The organism is Pseudarthrobacter kochi, from assembly GCF_055412805.1.
The window spans coordinates 38,271-55,060 of record NZ_JBVAYV010000028.1; the positions used below are offsets into that span (position 1 = coordinate 38,271).

Consider the following 16,790-nt stretch of genomic DNA (forward strand, 5'->3'; position numbering starts at 1 on the left):
CGCGCGTCCCCTCCGCTGTCAGGGCGCTGGTTTGGTCGCTTTGCCGTCCAGCCAGCGCGTGTCGGAGCCGTCGCGGTGCACGCCGGAGGATCCGACGTGCTTGGAATCGATCTGCGGCCCGTTCTTGATGACGTGGACCAGCGCCATGCCGTGGCCGCGTCCAAGCTCGTAGTCCTCCTTGAGCCAGTCGAGGATGGTACCGGCCTTCACGGAGGGGTCGGTGAACCCCTTCTGCCCGGCCAGCTCCACGAGTTGGCGCGGGGTGAGGCCGGTCTTGTCTTCGATGGTGTCGAGATAGGCCTGGAACGACATGCTGGCTTCCTTTCAGCGGTTGGCGGTTACTTCGCCACTCCAGGGACAGCCGGCGCGTCCCGCCAGAGCTTCCTCATTCCGAACCCGGCGCGCTCCTGCCCAGTTGCTTCTGCGCGGACACGGAAACGCCCGGCGTGTCGGACGGATTGGCAGCGCTTCGGGGCTGCGGCCGGGGTGGAACTGGGCGGGAACGCAGCCGGTGCGTGATGCCGGCGGAAGGGCTACGCTCGGGAACATGACGCAGACCTGGGATCCGGGCCAGAGCGGAGTCCTGGAACTTCCGTCCGGCCGGCTCATCCGCGGCCGCGGGCTGCTCAGGCCGTTTCCCGCCGGGCAGCGTCCCGACTTCGGCCTGTACCTGCTGGGAAAGCGCCCGGGCCCGGCGCCATGGGATTCGCGCTGGGTCCGCTGGCGGGACTTACACGTTCCGGCCGACGACGCCGACACCCTGGACGCGCTTATCGAGGCCTGGCGCCGCGCCGGGCGCGAGCGGGTTGAAGTCGCCTGCTGGGGCGGCCGGGGCCGGACCGGCACCGCACTGGCCTGCATCGCCGTCCTGGACGGTGTCCCTGCCGCGGACGCCGTCGCCTTCGTCCGCGCGAACTACCGGCGGGGAGCCGTTGAGACCCCGTGGCAGCGGAAATACGTCGCCCGGTTCCAGGGCCCGGACGCCTGAGACGCCGCCGCGCCCAGCCTTTCTCGACGCGCCGGCCCCATCTCGACGCGCCAAATTCCTGACCGCGCCCGTATCCGGGTAGCGCCCGGAATTCCGCGCATCGCAGGCGCGAGGCGGCCGCGCCGGCTGGCCCGGGACGCGTTAGCTGTTCCGGCCGACCTCGGTAGGCTCAAGTGCAATGTTTGCCCCGATCAAGGAGACACTCTTTATGCCTGCCGAAAGTCCGACAATTCTTGCGACCTCCGGCGGCTACAAGCCGGGGACACGCACACGCCTGGAATTCAACAAACTGGTCCATTATGCGGTGGACTTGTCCGGTGTCACCGGGCGGGCGCCCAGGGTCGCGCACGTCGGCACCGCCAGCGGGGACCAGCGGTGGTTCAACAACGAGATCAGCGAAGCGGGAAACGTCGCCGGCTTCCAGCTCAGCCACCTGAACCTGTTCAGCATGCCCAACGTCGGCAACATCGAGGAGTTCCTTCTCGGCCAGGACGTCGTGTGGGTCAACGGCGGTTCCGTGGTCAACCTCCTCGCCGTCTGGCGCGCCCATGAACTGGACGGGATCTTCCGGCGCGTCTGGGAAGCCGGAGTGGTGCTGGCCGGCGTTTCGGCCGGTTCGATCTGCTGGTTCAACGGCGGAACGACGGATTCATTCGGTCCCGAGCTTCGCGCCGTGAGCAACGGGCTCGGGCTGCTCCCGTACGACAACGGAGTCCATTACGACTCAGAAGCCGCACGCCGCCCGCTCGTGCACCGCCTGGTGGCGGACGGAACACTGGACGAGACCCACTGCACCGACGACGGCGTGGGCCTGCTCTACCGCGGGACCGAGCTGGTCGGGGCCGTCACGGAAACGCCGGGCAAGGCCGCCTACCGCGTGCGGCTGAGCGCGTCCGGCGGCTCAGCCGCCGAAGTAGTCGAGGAACGGCTGGAACCGGCCGGGCTATAGGAGCTCAAGTGACTCACTCCGCGGCGTTCGTTGCTCCGGAGACTCCGCGCCGTGACCGGGCGAAGGCCGCAACAGCGGAGAAAATGCCGAGGGCGCAGAGGGCGGTCGCCGCAAGCTGGGACCCCAAGTGCCTGTCCGTGGCAATTCCCAGGGCAATGGTCAAGGGGAACCAGATGATCAGCCATCCGGCAACGACCGCAACGGTTCCGGGCAGGGGCAGCCCTCCGCGTGCAAGCAAAACGCCAAGACCTATGGCCGCAGTTGTCAGGCCGCCGATGATCATGGCTGCAAGACCCAGCCGTGCCAGCCCGGGATCGACGGAGTCAATGGCATAGACCCGCACCGCCTCCAGAACGCCGGTCAGCAACGAAAACAGCCCTGCCGCCGTCACCAGCGTGGCCATGATCGTCATCCTGGTACTCGGGGTCATAGTCCCAGAACCTAGCACCAGCGGACCCGGGCCGGCGAGGGCACACGTGCCGGGAAGACTACCCCTGCGTCAGCCGGTAGCGCTCGATCTGTTTGAGCCGCCGCTGGAGGCTGTCGCGCCGCGGGTGCGGGACGGCGTCGGCCGGTTCCGCGGTGAGATCGATGTGTTTGGTGCCGTACTGCCAGAGCAGCAGGTCATCGAGGAGCCGGTCCGGGCCGGGGGAGTAGCGGTGGTCCAGGGCCTTGCGGACCTCGGTGATGCGGTTGGCGCTGAGCAGCCCGGCCAGCTGCATGGTCTGGTTAAGGCCGTGGGCTGCCATCAGCTCGGCGGCCCAGCCCCAGTCGTCGTCGACCTTCCGGTCCACGTGGGGCAGGAGCGTGCGCCAGACGTCGCGGATCCGGTTCGGGGTGAGCTGGGCTGCGCCTTCGCCGTCCATGTCCCAGTAGCTGCGGACCTCCTCGTAGCGTTCGTGCAGGTCAGCGAACGCTCCCTCCACGGTTTCCAGCATGGCGGCGGTGGCGGTGAACTGGCGGTCGAAGTGCGGCGTCCAGGCGCGCGGATCCTCGGCCTTGAACCGGATGTCGTGCTCGATTTCGCTCCAGGCGTGCGCGAACACGGTGCGGATCTGGCATTCGAAGAAGTAGCTGCCGTTCGGCTGGACCTCCGGGTTGAAGGCCTGCTGGTACTCCTTGACGGCCTCGTTCTGGATGGTCCGCAGGATCAGGTGCCGGCTGGAATAGCCGTAGGTCCCCGACTCGATCGAGCCGATGTCCTTCTCGCGGTCGCCGCGGCAGTCAAAGAGCTGGCGCTGGCGTTTGATCAGGTTGGCCACCACCGCATTTTCCGCCGGCAGCTTGGTGATCACCCGGATCCCCACCATGTCATTCAGGGTCCGGAACGGGTCCGGGAACTTCAGCACCGGCGGACCGCCCGGCTCCAGCGGCTCCTCCGTGCGGGAGATCTTCTCGCGGAACGATTCGACCGTCTTGGTCCGGCCGGTGACGAACAGCGGTGTCACTTCGGTGCCCTTGAGCATGGCCCGAAGTGTCAGCAGGACCTCGCGCGTGACCAGCTTCAGGGCAGGGCGCACCCGCTCGTAGAGTTCCACGTTTTCCTGCACGGAGTCGCGCAGGTTCACGTCCAGTCGATCCCAGTTGCTCGCCATGCCTCCAGCTTACGGCCGGGGTACGACGGCGGAGGGCTGACACCCCCGGGGCGATCGGCTGCGGCCGCCAACCCGGGCCGCAGCCGCCTTACGCCGTGCCGCGCGGCGCTCAAGGTAGGCTCGGCACATGGCTGATGTGCGGCGTCGGGCTTTGATCGCGGCCGCAGCGACGGTGACTCTGGGGGCACTCTCCGCCGCCTGTTCACCGGGCCCCAAGGAGGACACTGTGAAGCGGCATAGGTACAGCTACGGCGATGACCCCAGCCAGTGGGGTGAGCTCTTCCTGCCGGATGCTGCGGCTACCAAGGGTGTGGTGGTGGTCATCCATGGCGGCTACTGGCGCTCGCAGTACGGTGCGGAACTCGGCGAACCCCTGGCCAAGGACCTTGCGGTGCACGGCATGGCAGCCTGGAACCTCGAGTACCGCCGCGCCGGCAATGGCGGCGGTTGGCCCCATACCTTCGCCGACGTGCTCGCCGGAATCGACAAGCTCGGCGACATCGCCGGTGACCATGGCCTCGGCCTGGACAGGGTCGTGGCGCTGGGGCACTCGGCCGGCGGCCACCTTGCCGTGTGGGCGGCAGGACGGACCCGCCTGGCCCAGCTCGGCGCCCCGGACGCGGACCGCCAGCTGTTGCGCAAGGACGACGACGGCGCGGTGCACCTGACCGGCGTCGTCAGCCAGTCCGGGGTGCTCAACCTCGCTGAAGCCGAACGGCTGAACCTCAGCAACGGCGCAGTCAGCAACCTGCTGGGCGGCTCCTCCGAGAAATACCCGAAACGGCATAAATATGCGGACCCGATGAGCGCCGTCCCGCTGGCGGTCCCCGTTTATGCCGTCCATGGCACGGACGATGACACTGTTCCCGTGAGCCAGTCCGACTCCTACGCTGCGGCGGCCAAATCTGCCGGCGCGCCCGTCCAGCTCCTGAAGGTCCCGGGGGACCATTTCGCCCTAATCGATCCGAAGGCCGCCGCCTACCGGAAGTGCCGGGAACTGGTGCAGCTCCTGCTGGTGTGAACCGCATCAGGGGCGCGCGGCGCCCGGTGATAGCGTGACCCCTATGCAAGTTGAAGTTCCCGCGGTCCTGCGCGCCCTGACAGCGGGCTTCACCAAGTTCATTCGGGCGTTCGCGCCGCGCCACCCGGCCCAGGTGATCGTCCTTGGCTTCGCCGGTGCCGTCGCCGCCGGCACCGGGCTGCTGTTGCTCCCGGTGGCCAAGGCAGGCGGGGGTGCTGCCAGCCCGCTGGAGGCCCTGTTCACCGCCACCTCAGCCGTCTGCGTAACGGGCCTGATCACCGTGGACACACCAGTTTTCTGGAGCGGATTCGGCCAGGTGGTCATCCTGGTCCTGATCCAGGTCGGCGGTTTCGGCGTCATGTCGTTCGGCACGCTGCTCGGGGTCCTGACCGCCCGCCGGCTGGGCCTGAGGTCCCGGATTTCCGCCGCCGCCGAGACCAAGAGCAGCGGCTTCGGCGACGTCCGCCAGGTGCTCGTGGGTGTTCTGGCCATCAGTCTGGCCGTGGAAGCGGCCCTGGCGCTGGTTCTCACGATTCAGTTCATGGCCGGGTACGGCTATCCACTCGGCGACGCCGTCTGGCACGGGGTGTTCCACTCCATCTCGTCCTTTAACAACGCCGGCTTTGCCCTGTATTCGGACAACCTGATGGGATTCGTCGGCGACCCCTGGATCTGCCTTCCGATAGCTGCCGCTGTGATCATCGGCGGCCTCGGATTCCCGGTACTCTTCGAACTGGGACGGCAGTACCGGCGTCCCATCCACTGGAGCATGAACACGAAACTCGTCCTCGTCGGCTCGGCCATCCTCCTGGCGGGCGGCGCAGTGTTCCTTACCGCCGTCGAATGGGCCAACCCGGCAACCCTGGGCGGCCTCCATCCTGCCGAACGGGTACTGGCCGGCTTCTTCCAGTCCGCCATCGCCCGCACCGCCGGCTTCAACAGCATCGACATCGCCCAGATGAATCCGGTGTCCTGGCTGGGCATGGACATCCTGATGTTCATCGGCGGCGGCCCGGCCGGAACTGCAGGCGGCCTGAAAATTACCACTTTCGCCGTCCTGTTCTTCATCCTCAGCACCGAGCTGCAGGGTGGGACGGCTGTGAACATTTTCGGCAAGCGCCTGTCCCGCGCGGTGCACCGCCAGGCCATCACAGTGGTGCTGCTGGCGATCGCCCTGGTGACCGGCTCGACGATGTTCCTGATGCTGATCACCGATTTCGGACAGGAGCGGATTCTGTTCGAGGTAATCTCGGCCTTCGCCACGGTCGGGCTGTCCACCGGCATCACTGCCGCCATCCCTCCTGCGGGTCAACTGGTGCTGATCCTGCTGATGTTCGTCGGGAGGCTGGGCCCGGTGACGCTTGGCGCGGCCCTGGCCCTGCGCGAACGACCCATGCTCTACGAATATCCCAAGGAAAGGCCCCTCATTGGCTAGGAACATCTTTTCGTCCCACTCCTCTGCCGCCGGTGACAAGGCGTCCTCAGTGGTGGTCATCGGCCTGGGCCGCTTTGGCGGCTCGCTGGCCCTGGAACTGGAGGCGCAGGGCACCGAGGTGCTCGGCATCGACGCCAGCGAGGAAATCGTCCAGTCCTTTAACGGACGCCTCACCCATGTGGTCCGGGCCGACTCCACGAAGGAAGAAGTGCTTCGCCAGCTCTCGGTCCATGAGTTCGACCGGGCGGTGGTCGGGATCGGCTCGGACATCGAAGCCAGCATCCTGACGACCTCCCGGATCCTCAAATTCCGGCGCCCCCAGATTTGGGCGAAGGCCATCAGCGAACCGCACGCCGAGATCCTTGGCCAGCTCGGCGTCGAGCACGTCATCCGGCCGGAACACGACATGGGCAAACGCGTCGCGCACCTGGTCCTCGGTTCGATTCTTGACTATGTGGAATTCGAGGACGACTTCGTAATGATCCGGACCAGCCCGCCGGCCGGCATCCGCGACCGTCCCCTCGGCGTGCTCGGCCTCCGGGACAAGTACGGCATCACCATCGTGGCGGTCAAACGGCCCGGCGGCAAATGGGGCCATACGACGGCGCAGACAGTGCTCTACGACGACGACCAGATCATCGTCCAGGGCAGCAAAGCCAAAGCCGAACGGTTCGCCACCACGTCCTGACCCACTAGACTGGGGGGCAGGTGCGCCGGGAAGTCTGGTCGGCATAGTTCAGTCGACCCAAATTTTAGGACTCCCGCATGAGCCCCACACCTCCTCCCTCCCGGCCCCGTTTGACCATCTTTGGACGCGGCAGCTACGCCGAATCCCTCCGGATCGGCGAAATCCTTCGCAAGGAAACAGTCGGCGGCGCCCTCCTGGTTGCCGCCGCCGTGATCGCCCTGATCTGGGCCAACTCGCCTGTTTCCGCGAGCTATTTCGCGCTGCGCGACTTCAAGTTCGGCTACGAACCGTGGCACCTGGAACTAAGCCTGGGGGCCTGGGCGGCCGACGGGCTGCTGGCGATCTTCTTCTTCCTGGTCGGACTCGAACTCAAGCGGGAGTTCATCGCCGGGGACCTGCGGCAGCTGGACAAATCGATCGTTCCGGTCGCTGCGGCCGTGGGCGGTGTGGCCATCCCGGCCGTAATCTACGCCGTCGTGAACCTCGTGAGCCCGGAGACCCTGCGCGGGTGGGCGATCCCCACCGCCACCGACATTGCCTTCGCCGTCGCCGTGCTGGCCATCATCGGATCCCACCTGCCCAGCGCCCTGCGGATCTTCCTGCTGACACTCGCCGTGGTGGACGACCTGATCGCCATCACCATCATCGCCGTCTTCTACACCAGCGACCTCCAGCCGCTGCCGCTGCTGCTGGCGCTGCTACCCCTGGCCCTTTACACCTACCTCGCGCATAAATACCGGCGTTTCTTCGGGACGAAGACGGCCGCGGCCTGGGTCATCCTCCTGCCGCTGGGCGCGGCGACGTGGGCCCTCGTCCACGCCTCGGGCATCCACGCGACCGTGGCAGGCGTGCTGCTCGGCATCGCCATCCCGGTCTTGCGCTCGCAGGCCAGCGGGGGACCGGAGGCCGGTCCGGGCCTTGCGGAGGTCTTTGAGCACCGGTTCCGCCCGATCTCGGCCGGCGTCGCCGTCCCGATCTTCGCTTTCTTCTCCGCGGGCGTCGCCGTGGGCGGCTGGGACGGGCTGGTCTCGGCGCTGACCGACCCGGTGGCTGTCGGCATCATCATGGCACTGGTCCTTGGCAAGCCGATCGGCATCATGGGCACCACCTGGCTCCTCACGAAGGTCACGAAGGCGCGCCTGGACAACAGCTTCAAGTGGATCGACGTCTTCGGGGTGTCCCTGCTGGCCGGCATCGGCTTCACCGTCTCGCTCCTGGTGGCCGAGCTGAGCTTCGGCCAGGGCAGCCTCCACGACGACCACGCAAAGGTGGGCATCCTTGCCGCGTCCGTGCTGGCGGCCCTGCTCGCCACGGTGGTGCTGAGGACCCGTAACCGGCAGTACCGGCAGGCCGAAGAAGCGGAAAAGGTCGACGCGGACCAGGACGGCATCCCGGACGTCTACCAGCAGGACGGCAGCGCCCGGTAGCCCGCTCGGCGAGGGCCTGAACCAGCCACCCGCATTGCGGACCACCCGGGCGCCGGCCCGCGTTCTCTGGCAGAGTATGAGCATGCTCACAGTAATTGGCGAGGGCCTGGTTGATGTGGTCCAGCGTTCCTCCGGTATCCAGGCCCATGTCGGCGGAAGCCCGCTCAACGTCGCCGTGGGGCTGGCCCGGCTGGATCATCCGGTGCAGTTCATCGGCCGCTACGGGCGCGATGCCTACGGTGAAGCGGTGGCGGCCCATCTGAAGTCCAGCTCGGTGCTGCTGCCGTTGGGCCCCGATGAGCTCCCCACGTCCGTGGCCACCGCCCTGATCGACGACGACGGCGGCGCCAGCTACACCTTCGAGCTCGCCTGGGAGCTGCCCGGCCTCGCGGGCCGGCTGCCGTTTATGCTGCAGGCAACGACGCTGCTGCACACCGGCTCGATTGCCACCATGCTGGCTCCCGGGGCCGCCGAGGTGCTCGCCGCCGTCGAACATGCCCATCCCCTGGCCACGATCAGTTTCGACCCCAACTGCCGGCCCAGCATCATCACCGACGTCGACTATGCGCGCCGGCAGGCGGAGAAGTTCGTCACCCTGGCGGACGTGGTGAAGGCCTCGGATGAGGATCTTCAGTGGCTGTACCCCGGCGAGGATCCGCTGGATTCGGCCCGCCGCTGGCTTGCGCTGGGCGGCTCGGAAGGCCCTGCCATGGTGGTGGTCACCCGCGGCGCGCAGGGGCCCTGGGGGGTGAATGCCGCCGGCGAAGCGCACTTCCCGGCGCCGTCCGTGAAAGTGGCGGACACCGTTGGCGCCGGCGACTCCTTTATGGCGGCGCTGCTCTCCGGCGTGGTGGACCTGGGCCTGGCCGGGGCGCAGAACCGCAAGGACCTGCGTGAGCTCTCCGCCGAAAGCCTCCGGGACCTCCTGGCCCGCGCAGCCTGGGCCGCCGCGGTCACCGTATCCCGGGCCGGCGCCAACCCGCCCACCCGTGCCGAACTGAACCGGGTGGAGCTCGGCGCACAGGCCCCGCACCCCGCGGAGGCTGCGGGCCGCGGCCCCGAAGGTGCAGAACTCCCCAGCAACTGAAAGGCAGCCATGACACACCACGAGGCCCCGTCCTTCCGCGTCAGCAGTGAGTCATTCCTCGACGGCCAGACCCTGCCGCCCGCCCAGCGCGGTGCCTCGACCGGCGCCGGCGCCAAGGACGAGTCGCCGCAGCTGAGCTGGAGCGGCGCCCCGGCCGGAACCCAGAGCTACGCCGTCACCGTGTTCGATCCCGACGCTCCGGGCCGCGGCGGCTTCTGGCACTGGGCCGTGCTCGACCTCCCGGCCGGCGTCACCAACCTCCCGGCCGGAGCGGGGTCGCGCCAGGGCGGTCACCTGCCGCCCGGCGCGTTCCAGCTGAAGAACGACGGCGGCGCCACCGGCTATCTGGGGGCGGCCCCGCCCAGGGGCCACGGCCCGCACCGGTACGTCGTCACGGTCCACGCCCTCGACGTCACGCACTCCGGGCTCGACCCCGCAGCCCACCCGGCAAAGCTGGAGTCGAAGCTCGCCCCGCACGCCCTGGGCCGGGCCAGCCTGACCGGCATCTACGAACGGCACTAGCGGCCCGCCGTCGGCCCCGCCCGCACCGGGACCCGCCCCCACCCCGCCCACGTAGACTGGCAGTATGCGGCTGGTAGCAAGTGACATTGACGGAACGATCCTCGGCCACGACGGCAAAATCAGTGACCGGACCGTCCGTGCGTTCCACGCCTGCCGGGAAGCAGGCATCGAACTGGTCTTCGTCACGGGCCGCCCGCCGCGGTGGCTGCACCCCCTCCAGGAGCAGTTGGGCCACACCGGTACCGTCATCTGCTCCAACGGCGCCGTCGTCTGGGACCTGGAAGCGGACCGCATGGTCTCAGCCCGGGCCCTGCAGCTCGACGCCGTCTTCGAGGCCCGCCGCATCATCCAGCGGCTGCGCCCCGCCGCGCTGTTCGCTGCCGAAACCCTGACCGGCTTCCACCTGGAACCCGGGTTCATCGAGAACGGCGCCAGCAGGCTGCTCGCGGAGTTCACGCCGGCACCGCTGCACACCACGCTCACCGCGTCCGATTCCGTGGTGAAGTTCCTCGCCATTGTCCGGGAGGGCACCGCCGACGAATTCCTCGCCGAGGTCACGCCGGCCGTCGCCCACCTTGCTGCGGCAACGCACTCGGCGCCGAACATCGCGCTCCTGGAACTCTCCCTGCCCGGTGTCAACAAGGCCGTCACGCTTGCCGAGTACGCGGCCGCCCTGGGCGTCGACTCGGCCGATGTGGTGGCGTTCGGGGACATGCCCAACGACATCGAGATGTTGCGCTGGGCCGGCGACGGCTACGCGATGGCCAGCGGGCACCCCGAGGCCATCCTTGCGGCCGGGCAGCAGGCACCGCACTTCGACGACGACGGCGTCGCCCAGATACTCGAGGCCAAGCTTGCAGCCCTGGGCATCACGATTCCCTGACCAGGCTGCCAGTCCAGACACCGGACTCCCAGCTCCCGGACAACTCACGTTCACCTTCGCCCCCTACGCTGGAGTCTCACGACGGATTTTTGACTGATGGTGGGAAGTCATGGCCAGGTACCGCACGGAGAAATTGGACGACATGCCCCTGCGCCCGGTGGCGCCGGACGCGCACTGGAAGAGCCTGCAGCAGGGCGATCGCGTCAACGTCAGGCTGGCGCCCGGGTACGAAACCGGCGGCCGGGTGGACGCCGTCACGGCGGACCACACCGCCGTGTGGGTGTACCTCGACGGCGGCCGTGGCCGCACGCTCCTGCACTGCAGCGACGGCGTGGAGATCCTCCCGCACTCCAAGTGATCCCGGTCTCCTGCCCGCACTTCGACTGCTGCTGAGCGGTGCTGGCCCGGGCTCCGATAGGCTTCAGGAGTGAGCACCCCGCACCCGTTTTTTACCTCCGGTTCTGCCTCCGGCCCGGCCGCCGGAGACGGTCCGCCACCTCCCGTGGCCATGGCCCACCGCGGGTTCTCCCGGGACGGACTGGAGAACTCCATGGCGGCGTTCCGCGCCGCCGTCGAACTGGGGTTCCAGCACCTGGAGACGGATGTGCACACCACAGCCGACGGCGTCCTGCTGCTGTTCCACGACGAAACCCTGGACCGGGTCACGGATGGCCGCGGCCGGATCTCGGAACTCCCGGCGGAGACTGTGGCGCGGGCGCGAATCGGCGGTGCGGAACCCATCCCGTTGTTTGAGGAACTTGCCACCGCCTTCCCGGATGTCAGGCTCAACCTGGACGTCAAGGACTGGAATTCGGTGGATACCCTGGCGGCGGCGATCGAACGGTTCGGGCTGCACGACCGCGTTCTGATTGCCAGCTTCTCGGACCGCCGCCGCCGGGCTGTGCTCAGACAGCTGAGCCGGCCCGCGGCAAGTTCGGCCGGAATGGTCTCCAACGCCCTCTTTGTCCTGCTGGGCCCGGTCCTCCCGGCGTCGCTGCTGCGCCTCACAGCGGGGCGTGCGCTCCGCGGCGTGCTCGCCCTGCAGGTTCCGGTCAGCTACGGTGCGGTGACCGTCGTGACCCCCGGCCTCGTCCGGCGCGCCCATCGGCACGGGCTGCAGGTGCACGTGTGGACGGTCAACGATCCCGCGGAAATGCACCGGCTGCTGGACCTCGGGGTCGACGGGATCGTCACCGACCGCGCGGACCTGCTCAAGGAAGTCCTGCAGGAACGCGGCAGCTGGAGCGGCTGAGCCCAGGTCAGGGCGTCAGGAACCGAGCTCCATCATCAGCTGCGGCAGTTCCTCCGTGAGTTCACGGGCGAGGTAGCCGAGGCCGCCCAGCCGGCTCGCGAGCCTGTCGCCGGCGGCCGCATGCAGATGGGTGCCCCAGCAGGCGGCCTGCGCGTCCGTGGTTCCCCGCGCCCGCAGCCCGGCGATCGTCCCGGACAGCACGTCGCCGGAGCCGGAGGTGCCCAGACCGCTGTGTCCGGTGGTGATTTCCCACAGCGAGGCCCGGGCACCGCCGGCCCCACCGCCTCCCGTTTCGGAGACCGGGCGCCCGCCAGCCCCGCCGGGCCGGGCGATTACACCCTGGCAGCTCACCACCGCGCCGTACTTCTCCGCGAGCTCCGGTACGTCCCGGACCAGCTCCGCGGCGTCGTGCCCCAGCAGGATGCCGCCCCCGCCGGGCAGCGGCCAGTCCCGCAACAGGGTCGGCGTGACCGGCTCAGGGCGGACCGGCTCCCGGCCGGCCCCGGGGTGAGGCTTACCGTGGGTGGACATTGGCATCACCGGCATGTTCGGTCACGGGGATTCCTTCGCTCATCAGGTGGTCTGTCACGTTGAAGCTCTCCAGCTGCCAGCGGCCGGTGCCGCCCGGACGGACAAAACGGCTCACGGAGGCGTTGAGGATGGCCGTTGTGCCGGCGATGTCCAGCAGTTCGCCCTCCGTCAGCCTTTCCAGGATGTAGCGGATCAGCAATATGACGGCGTCGTGGCAGACCAGCAGCACCCGCTGGCCGGGGTACAGGCGGTCCAGATCAGCCAGCAGGGAGCGCAAGCGGAGGACGACGTCGGCCCACGATTCGCCGCCGGGCGGGCGGTAGTAGAACTTGCCCAGCCAGCGCCGCCGTTCGGCCTCCCGGGGGAGCCTGGCCTCCACTCCGGCCGAAGTGAGCATGTCCAGGATGCCGATCTCACGGTCACGCAACCGTTCATCCAGCAGGACCTGCGTCGTCCAGCCCCCGGTGTGCACGGCCAGTTCCGCTGTCTGCCGCGGCGGAGATACGGGGAGGACCAGACGGCGGCATGCCGGTCCTCCGGAAACCCGGCAAGCAGGCCACCGAGCGCCAGCGCCTGCTCGCGCCCGGTTCCGGACAGCTCGACGTCGGCATCACGCGCCGGAACATTGATGACGTGCGCCCCGGACTGGTGTGCCATAGTGGCGGCGACGTTCCCCTGGCTCTCGCCGTGCCGGACGAGCAGCAGTTCGCTCATACCGGGAGGGCCGGTGATGCGCGCTGCCGCGGGTGACGGCGGCTGTCCGGGGCTGCTGGCAGGATAGGACCATGCGTATCCTGATCGCCCCCGACAAGTTCAAAGGCTCCCTGACCGCCGCCGAAGCCGCTGCCGCCATCGCCGAGGGTGCCTTGCGCGTCTATCCCGACGCCGAGGCCATCCAGTTTCCGGTGGCCGACGGCGGCGAGGGAACCCTTGAGGCGGCCGTCACCGCCGGGTACGAGGAGCGGCTGAACGCCGTCGTCGGCCCGATCCTGGCACCCGTCGGCGCGGCCTGGGCGATCCGGAGGGACGCTTTCGGCGGGGCCACCGCAGTCATCGAGACCGCGCAGGCCTCCGGCCTTGCGCACATGGACCCCACCCCGGCCAACGCCCTGCGGGCGCACAGCTACGGCTGCGGCCAGCTGATCGCCGCCGCCCTCGACGCCGGCGCGACGGAGATCGTGCTGGGCCTGGGTGGCTCGGCGATGAGCGACGGCGGCAGCGGCGCCCTGCGCGCACTCGGCCTCAAGCCGCTCGATGCCGTGGGCAATGTGGTGCCGCTCGGCGGCGGCTCACTGGCCGACGTGGCACAGCTCGATGTCAGCGGCCTCGATCCGCGGCTGGGCGCGGTGACCTTCCGGATCGCCGTCGACGTGCAGAATCCGCTCTTCGGCAGCGACGGCGCCGCCCACGTGTTCGGCCCGCAAAAGGGCGCCGACGAGGACACCGTCGAGCTGCTCGACGCCGGACTGCGCAACTGGGCCTCCGTGCTGCGCCAATCCACCGGACGTGACGTCAACGTTCCCGGGGCCGGGGCGGCCGGTGGCTTCCCGGCGTCGTTCCTGGCCTTCAGCAACGCTGCCCTGGAAGGCGGCTTCGAGCTGGTGGCCGGTCTCACTGGACTGGCCGGCAAGCTCGCTGAGGCGGACCTCGTGATCACCGGTGAGGGGTCGCTGGATTCGCAGTCGCTGACGGGCAAGGCTCCGATTGCTCTCGCCGACGCCGCCCACCGCCTCGGAATCCCGGTGATTGTGGTCGCGGGACGGATCCTGGTCACGCCGGAGGACCTCGCCAACCACGGTGTGGTCGCCGCGGCTCAACTGCTGGACGTGGCCGGCAGTCCGGACGACGCCGTCGCGAACGCCGCGAAGTACCTGGCCTGGGCCACCAGCCAGGTGCTCGAGGGGGCGTAGGCGCTCAGGCGCCGGTCTCGTAGTGCGGCTCCGCGACGGGCTTGGATTCCGGCGAGCCTCTTTCGCGGAGGTAGACGGAAGCGCCGACGAGGACGCCGACGGCGAGGAATTCGCTTTGCCAGTTCTGGAAGGACTCAAACCAGAAGCGGCTCGTCGCGAGGTAGCCGAGGACGGTCACGGGCGGCTGTCCGTGGCTCTGCTGCTCGGAGCTGTATTCCTCGCTGCCGCCGACCGCGTGAAGGGCAAAGGAGGCCGCGAACAGCAGCAGGAACATGATCGACAGGGAGTGTTCGTAGAGTTTGAGGACCCAGCCGCCCTGCCGCACCGGCCCCGGGGTGGCTGGCTTCAGGGTGGCGTCGCGGGGGTCCTCATCCTGCGGGGCTACCCTGCCCATCGGTTTCGACTCCGAGGATCCTTTCTGGAAGAGGAACACTGTCAGGATGACGTACATGCCCATCTGCAGGAACTCGGACTCCCAGTTTTCAAAGGTCGCCTCGAGGAACACCCCGGTGCCGAGGTAGCCCAGTACGGTCACGGCCGGCTCGCCGTGGGCCAGCTGGTCCTCGCTGTAGTCGGCGGCCCCGCTGAATACCATGCCGCCGAAGAACACCAGGAAAAGGCCGATATTTGCCAGCAGCAGCCCGTGTTCCTTGACCCACTTGCTCACAGTTCCTCCTGGCAGTTTGCTGCGTTCCTGACTGGCGGTGTCCGTCATGTCATTCGTCCTTCCGCGGCCTGGCGGCGGAGCCTGCTCGGCACGTAGACCAGCAGGAGCAGCAGCACCGCCAACAGCATAGCCCCGGCTGTCAGCCCCGCCGTCCGGCCCGCCGTGACGTCGAAGACCAGGGCGGAGGTGCCGACGCTGAGGAGCCCGATGCCGGCCAGGGCAACCTTCGCGATCCTGTCCGCGCTGGACACCAGGGCGGCCCTGAGGTGCAGCCGGAACAGGCGGCGGTGCACGCTTACGGGCAGCAGGATCAGGGACGTTGTGAGGGCAGCCAGCGCAACGTTGGCGAGGTAGAGGGTGGTCTGGAAGTCGTCCAGTGTCTCGAACCTCGACTGGAACGGCAGGGTTAGCAGGAACCCCGCGAGGATCTGCACCCCGGTCTGCAGCACCCGCAGTTCCTGCAGCAGTTCCATCCAGTTGCGGTCCAGTTTTTCGATGCCGGACTCGTTCCGGGAGTCCGCCGCGTGCTTCCTAGATGCGGACGCTGCATGAGGATCGGATACTGGCTCTGGGTCGGACACGGGCGCGCCTCCGGGTGAATGCGGAACAGGCTGCGGTGGCAGCTAACACTCAACCTAGGCTTGAACCATGCGAAATTCAAGCCGGCACTAAGGGTGCTGATGAAGTTGCGGGTAGGGTGGAATTGTCTACTTCGCGGGGACCGCTTCGCAGGCCCGGGTTAGCGCCCGGGGCCGAAGACAAGGACAGTGCAGGAGAGCCCGGAGCAGGACGCTTCGGAGGAACGGAGGAACAAATGAGTTCAGAAAACACCAGCACATCCCCCGGCTACGACGCCGACACCGCCGGGGATTCCGGGGCCGCCATGCCGTCCGCGGAAGCGGAAATGGACGAGACCAACACCGAAAAGCCCGACGCCGGTCGGCCGTTCTCCTCGGAGCCCGGCCAGGACGCGGCCGGCCTGCCCGACGGATCGGGAACGGACCTGCCCGAGAACAAGACCCCCAAGGACCGCGACGACGACGATGAGGAAGCCTTCGACGCTGGCTAGGCTGGGCCTGAGCAAGGCCCCGTAGCGGAAGGCCAGGATGCGCGCACCGTCTGGTGCCGGTCCTGGCCTTCCTGCTGCTACGAGCGTCCGGCTAAGCAGCGTCCGGCTAAGCAGCGTCCGGCTAAGCAGCGTCCGGCTAAGACCGGGCGGCTGAGCCCAAGCTTTGTGCCTGCAACTTTCGAAGAGCGCCGGACTGAAACGGCGCGCAATTGCGTTTCTCAGGGCTTGGGGAAAGCGAGGATAGCGGTTGGGGGTAGGCAGGTGTCTGCCGCCATCCGTGGTCGTCAGTGTCCCCGGCGCGGAGCGAGTGCTCTGAGATAAAGCGGTCCCACTCCGGCAAGGGATCGGCGGGCAGCTCGTGTTCCTGATCCGGTTTCAGTTCCTGGTCCGGTTCCGGTTCCTGTTCCGAATCGGGGCCCTTGCCCAACGCGGCATCCATGTCGTCATTCAGGTCTGCTTGCGTATCCGGGACAAATTCAGTGGCCAGGACTCCCGGTGGCCAGTGGGGTGGTTCCCAGTCCTGTTGTTCGCTGGGGTAATACCGCCCGGACGGGGAAGTCCAGCCGGGCGGGGCGTCTTTGCTGGCCCCGGCCGGTGTCCAGGCCGAGCTGTGTTTGAGGCCGTGGTGTTTGCGGCAGGGCTGGCCGAGGTTGGAGATCCCGGTGGTGCCACCGTCGGCCCAGGCCAGGAGGTGGTCGGCGTCGTTGTCCAGGGACTGGTTGTTACAGCCCGGGAACGGGCACTTCCCGTCGCGGAGCCGCAGCCA

Annotated in this window: 18 protein-coding genes and 3 pseudogenes; 13 read left to right on the plus strand and 8 right to left on the minus strand. The window is 68.4% G+C overall.

Annotated elements, in window-relative coordinates:
• Positions 1-18: 18 nt before the first annotated feature.
• Positions 19-312 carry a DUF4287 domain-containing protein gene (locus ACZY0Y_RS13840; protein ID WP_463882890.1) on the minus strand — a complete coding sequence of 98 codons (294 nt, stop codon included), beginning with the start codon at positions 310-312 and terminating at the stop codon, positions 19-21.
• Between the two features lie 235 nt (positions 313-547).
• On the opposite strand from ACZY0Y_RS13840, the gene ACZY0Y_RS13845 reads away from it, so the two are divergent.
• Complete coding sequence (locus ACZY0Y_RS13845) at positions 548-988, plus strand: protein-tyrosine phosphatase family protein (RefSeq protein ID WP_463882891.1); 441 nt, start codon at positions 548-550, stop codon at positions 986-988.
• A gap of 208 nt (positions 989-1,196) precedes the next feature.
• Positions 1,197-1,937 (plus strand): Type 1 glutamine amidotransferase-like domain-containing protein, encoded by a 741-nt coding sequence (locus tag ACZY0Y_RS13850; protein ID WP_463958543.1) that lies wholly within the window; start codon positions 1,197-1,199, stop codon positions 1,935-1,937.
• A 13-nt stretch (positions 1,938-1,950) separates the two neighbouring features.
• On the opposite strand, the gene ACZY0Y_RS13855 is transcribed toward ACZY0Y_RS13850, so the two are convergent.
• Positions 1,951-2,367 carry a hypothetical protein gene (locus ACZY0Y_RS13855; protein WP_463958545.1) on the minus strand — a complete coding sequence of 139 codons (417 nt, stop codon included), beginning with the start codon at positions 2,365-2,367 and terminating at the stop codon, positions 1,951-1,953.
• Positions 2,368-2,425: 58 nt separating this feature from the next.
• On the minus strand, positions 2,426-3,532 hold the full coding sequence (locus ACZY0Y_RS13860) for a GTP pyrophosphokinase (protein WP_463882896.1): 1,107 nt from the start codon (positions 3,530-3,532) through the stop codon (positions 2,426-2,428).
• A gap of 226 nt (positions 3,533-3,758) precedes the next feature.
• Here ACZY0Y_RS13860 and ACZY0Y_RS13865 point away from each other — a divergent pair, with 226 nt between their 5' ends.
• The 9 genes from ACZY0Y_RS13865 (at position 3,759) to ACZY0Y_RS13905 (ending at position 11,847) form a co-directional block, all read left to right on the plus strand.
• Positions 3,759-4,553, plus strand: coding sequence for an alpha/beta hydrolase (locus ACZY0Y_RS13865; RefSeq protein WP_463883032.1), 795 nt, complete (start codon positions 3,759-3,761; stop codon positions 4,551-4,553).
• Positions 4,554-4,596: 43 nt separating this feature from the next.
• Entirely contained in the window at positions 4,597-5,988 is a 1,392-nt protein-coding gene (locus ACZY0Y_RS13870) for a TrkH family potassium uptake protein (protein ID WP_463882898.1), read from the plus strand.
• A complete protein-coding gene (locus ACZY0Y_RS13875; RefSeq protein WP_463882899.1) occupies positions 5,981-6,676 on the plus strand; it encodes a potassium channel family protein in 696 nt (231 codons plus the stop codon). The genes ACZY0Y_RS13870 and ACZY0Y_RS13875 overlap by 8 nt, the downstream gene beginning before the upstream one ends.
• Positions 6,677-6,753: 77 nt before the next feature.
• Positions 6,754-8,103 carry a Na+/H+ antiporter NhaA gene (gene nhaA, locus ACZY0Y_RS13880; RefSeq protein WP_463958546.1) on the plus strand — a complete coding sequence of 450 codons (1,350 nt, stop codon included), beginning with the start codon at positions 6,754-6,756 and terminating at the stop codon, positions 8,101-8,103.
• A gap of 82 nt (positions 8,104-8,185) precedes the next feature.
• Entirely contained in the window at positions 8,186-9,190 is a 1,005-nt protein-coding gene (locus ACZY0Y_RS13885; RefSeq protein ID WP_463882903.1) for a carbohydrate kinase family protein, read from the plus strand.
• 9 nt (positions 9,191-9,199) lie between these two features.
• Positions 9,200-9,712, plus strand: coding sequence for a YbhB/YbcL family Raf kinase inhibitor-like protein (locus tag ACZY0Y_RS13890; RefSeq protein ID WP_463958548.1), 513 nt, complete (start codon positions 9,200-9,202; stop codon positions 9,710-9,712).
• A gap of 64 nt (positions 9,713-9,776) precedes the next feature.
• Positions 9,777-10,595: an HAD family hydrolase gene (locus tag ACZY0Y_RS13895; RefSeq protein WP_463882907.1), complete on the plus strand. Its 819-nt coding sequence runs from the start codon at positions 9,777-9,779 to the stop codon at positions 10,593-10,595.
• 109 nt (positions 10,596-10,704) lie between these two features.
• Positions 10,705-10,953, plus strand: coding sequence for a hypothetical protein (locus ACZY0Y_RS13900; protein ID WP_463882909.1), 249 nt, complete (start codon positions 10,705-10,707; stop codon positions 10,951-10,953).
• A 69-nt stretch (positions 10,954-11,022) separates the two neighbouring features.
• Complete coding sequence (locus ACZY0Y_RS13905; protein WP_463882911.1) at positions 11,023-11,847, plus strand: glycerophosphodiester phosphodiesterase family protein; 825 nt, start codon at positions 11,023-11,025, stop codon at positions 11,845-11,847.
• A 15-nt stretch (positions 11,848-11,862) separates the two neighbouring features.
• Here the strand turns inward: ACZY0Y_RS13905 and ACZY0Y_RS13910 are convergent.
• Together ACZY0Y_RS13910 and ACZY0Y_RS13915 are read right to left on the minus strand one after the other, a co-directional pair.
• Positions 11,863-12,291: pseudogene (locus tag ACZY0Y_RS13910) on the minus strand (NAD(P)H-hydrate dehydratase); the annotation flags it as partial.
• A 70-nt stretch (positions 12,292-12,361) separates the two neighbouring features.
• A pseudogene (locus tag ACZY0Y_RS13915) lies at positions 12,362-13,092 on the minus strand (histidine phosphatase family protein).
• A 71-nt stretch (positions 13,093-13,163) separates the two neighbouring features.
• Here ACZY0Y_RS13915 and ACZY0Y_RS13920 point away from each other — a divergent pair.
• Positions 13,164-14,288, plus strand: a complete 1,125-nt coding sequence (locus ACZY0Y_RS13920) for a glycerate kinase (protein ID WP_463882915.1) — start codon at positions 13,164-13,166, stop codon at positions 14,286-14,288.
• 4 nt (positions 14,289-14,292) lie between these two features.
• Here ACZY0Y_RS13920 and ACZY0Y_RS13925 read toward each other — a convergent pair whose 3' ends face one another.
• Both ACZY0Y_RS13925 and ACZY0Y_RS13930 read right to left on the minus strand, forming a co-directional pair.
• Complete coding sequence (locus ACZY0Y_RS13925) at positions 14,293-14,955, minus strand: DUF6766 family protein (protein WP_463958549.1); 663 nt, start codon at positions 14,953-14,955, stop codon at positions 14,293-14,295.
• 44 nt (positions 14,956-14,999) lie between these two features.
• The gene (locus ACZY0Y_RS13930) at positions 15,000-15,452 is read right to left on the minus strand and encodes a DUF6328 family protein (protein ID WP_463883034.1); all 453 of its coding nucleotides are present in this window, start codon (positions 15,450-15,452) and stop codon (positions 15,000-15,002) included.
• A 317-nt stretch (positions 15,453-15,769) separates the two neighbouring features.
• On the opposite strand from ACZY0Y_RS13930, the gene ACZY0Y_RS13935 reads away from it, so the two are divergent.
• A complete protein-coding gene (locus ACZY0Y_RS13935) occupies positions 15,770-16,024 on the plus strand; it encodes a hypothetical protein (protein ID WP_463882919.1) in 255 nt (84 codons plus the stop codon).
• 492 nt (positions 16,025-16,516) lie between these two features.
• Here the strand turns inward: ACZY0Y_RS13935 and ACZY0Y_RS13940 are convergent.
• Positions 16,517-16,790: pseudogene (locus tag ACZY0Y_RS13940) on the minus strand (HNH endonuclease signature motif containing protein); the annotation flags it as partial.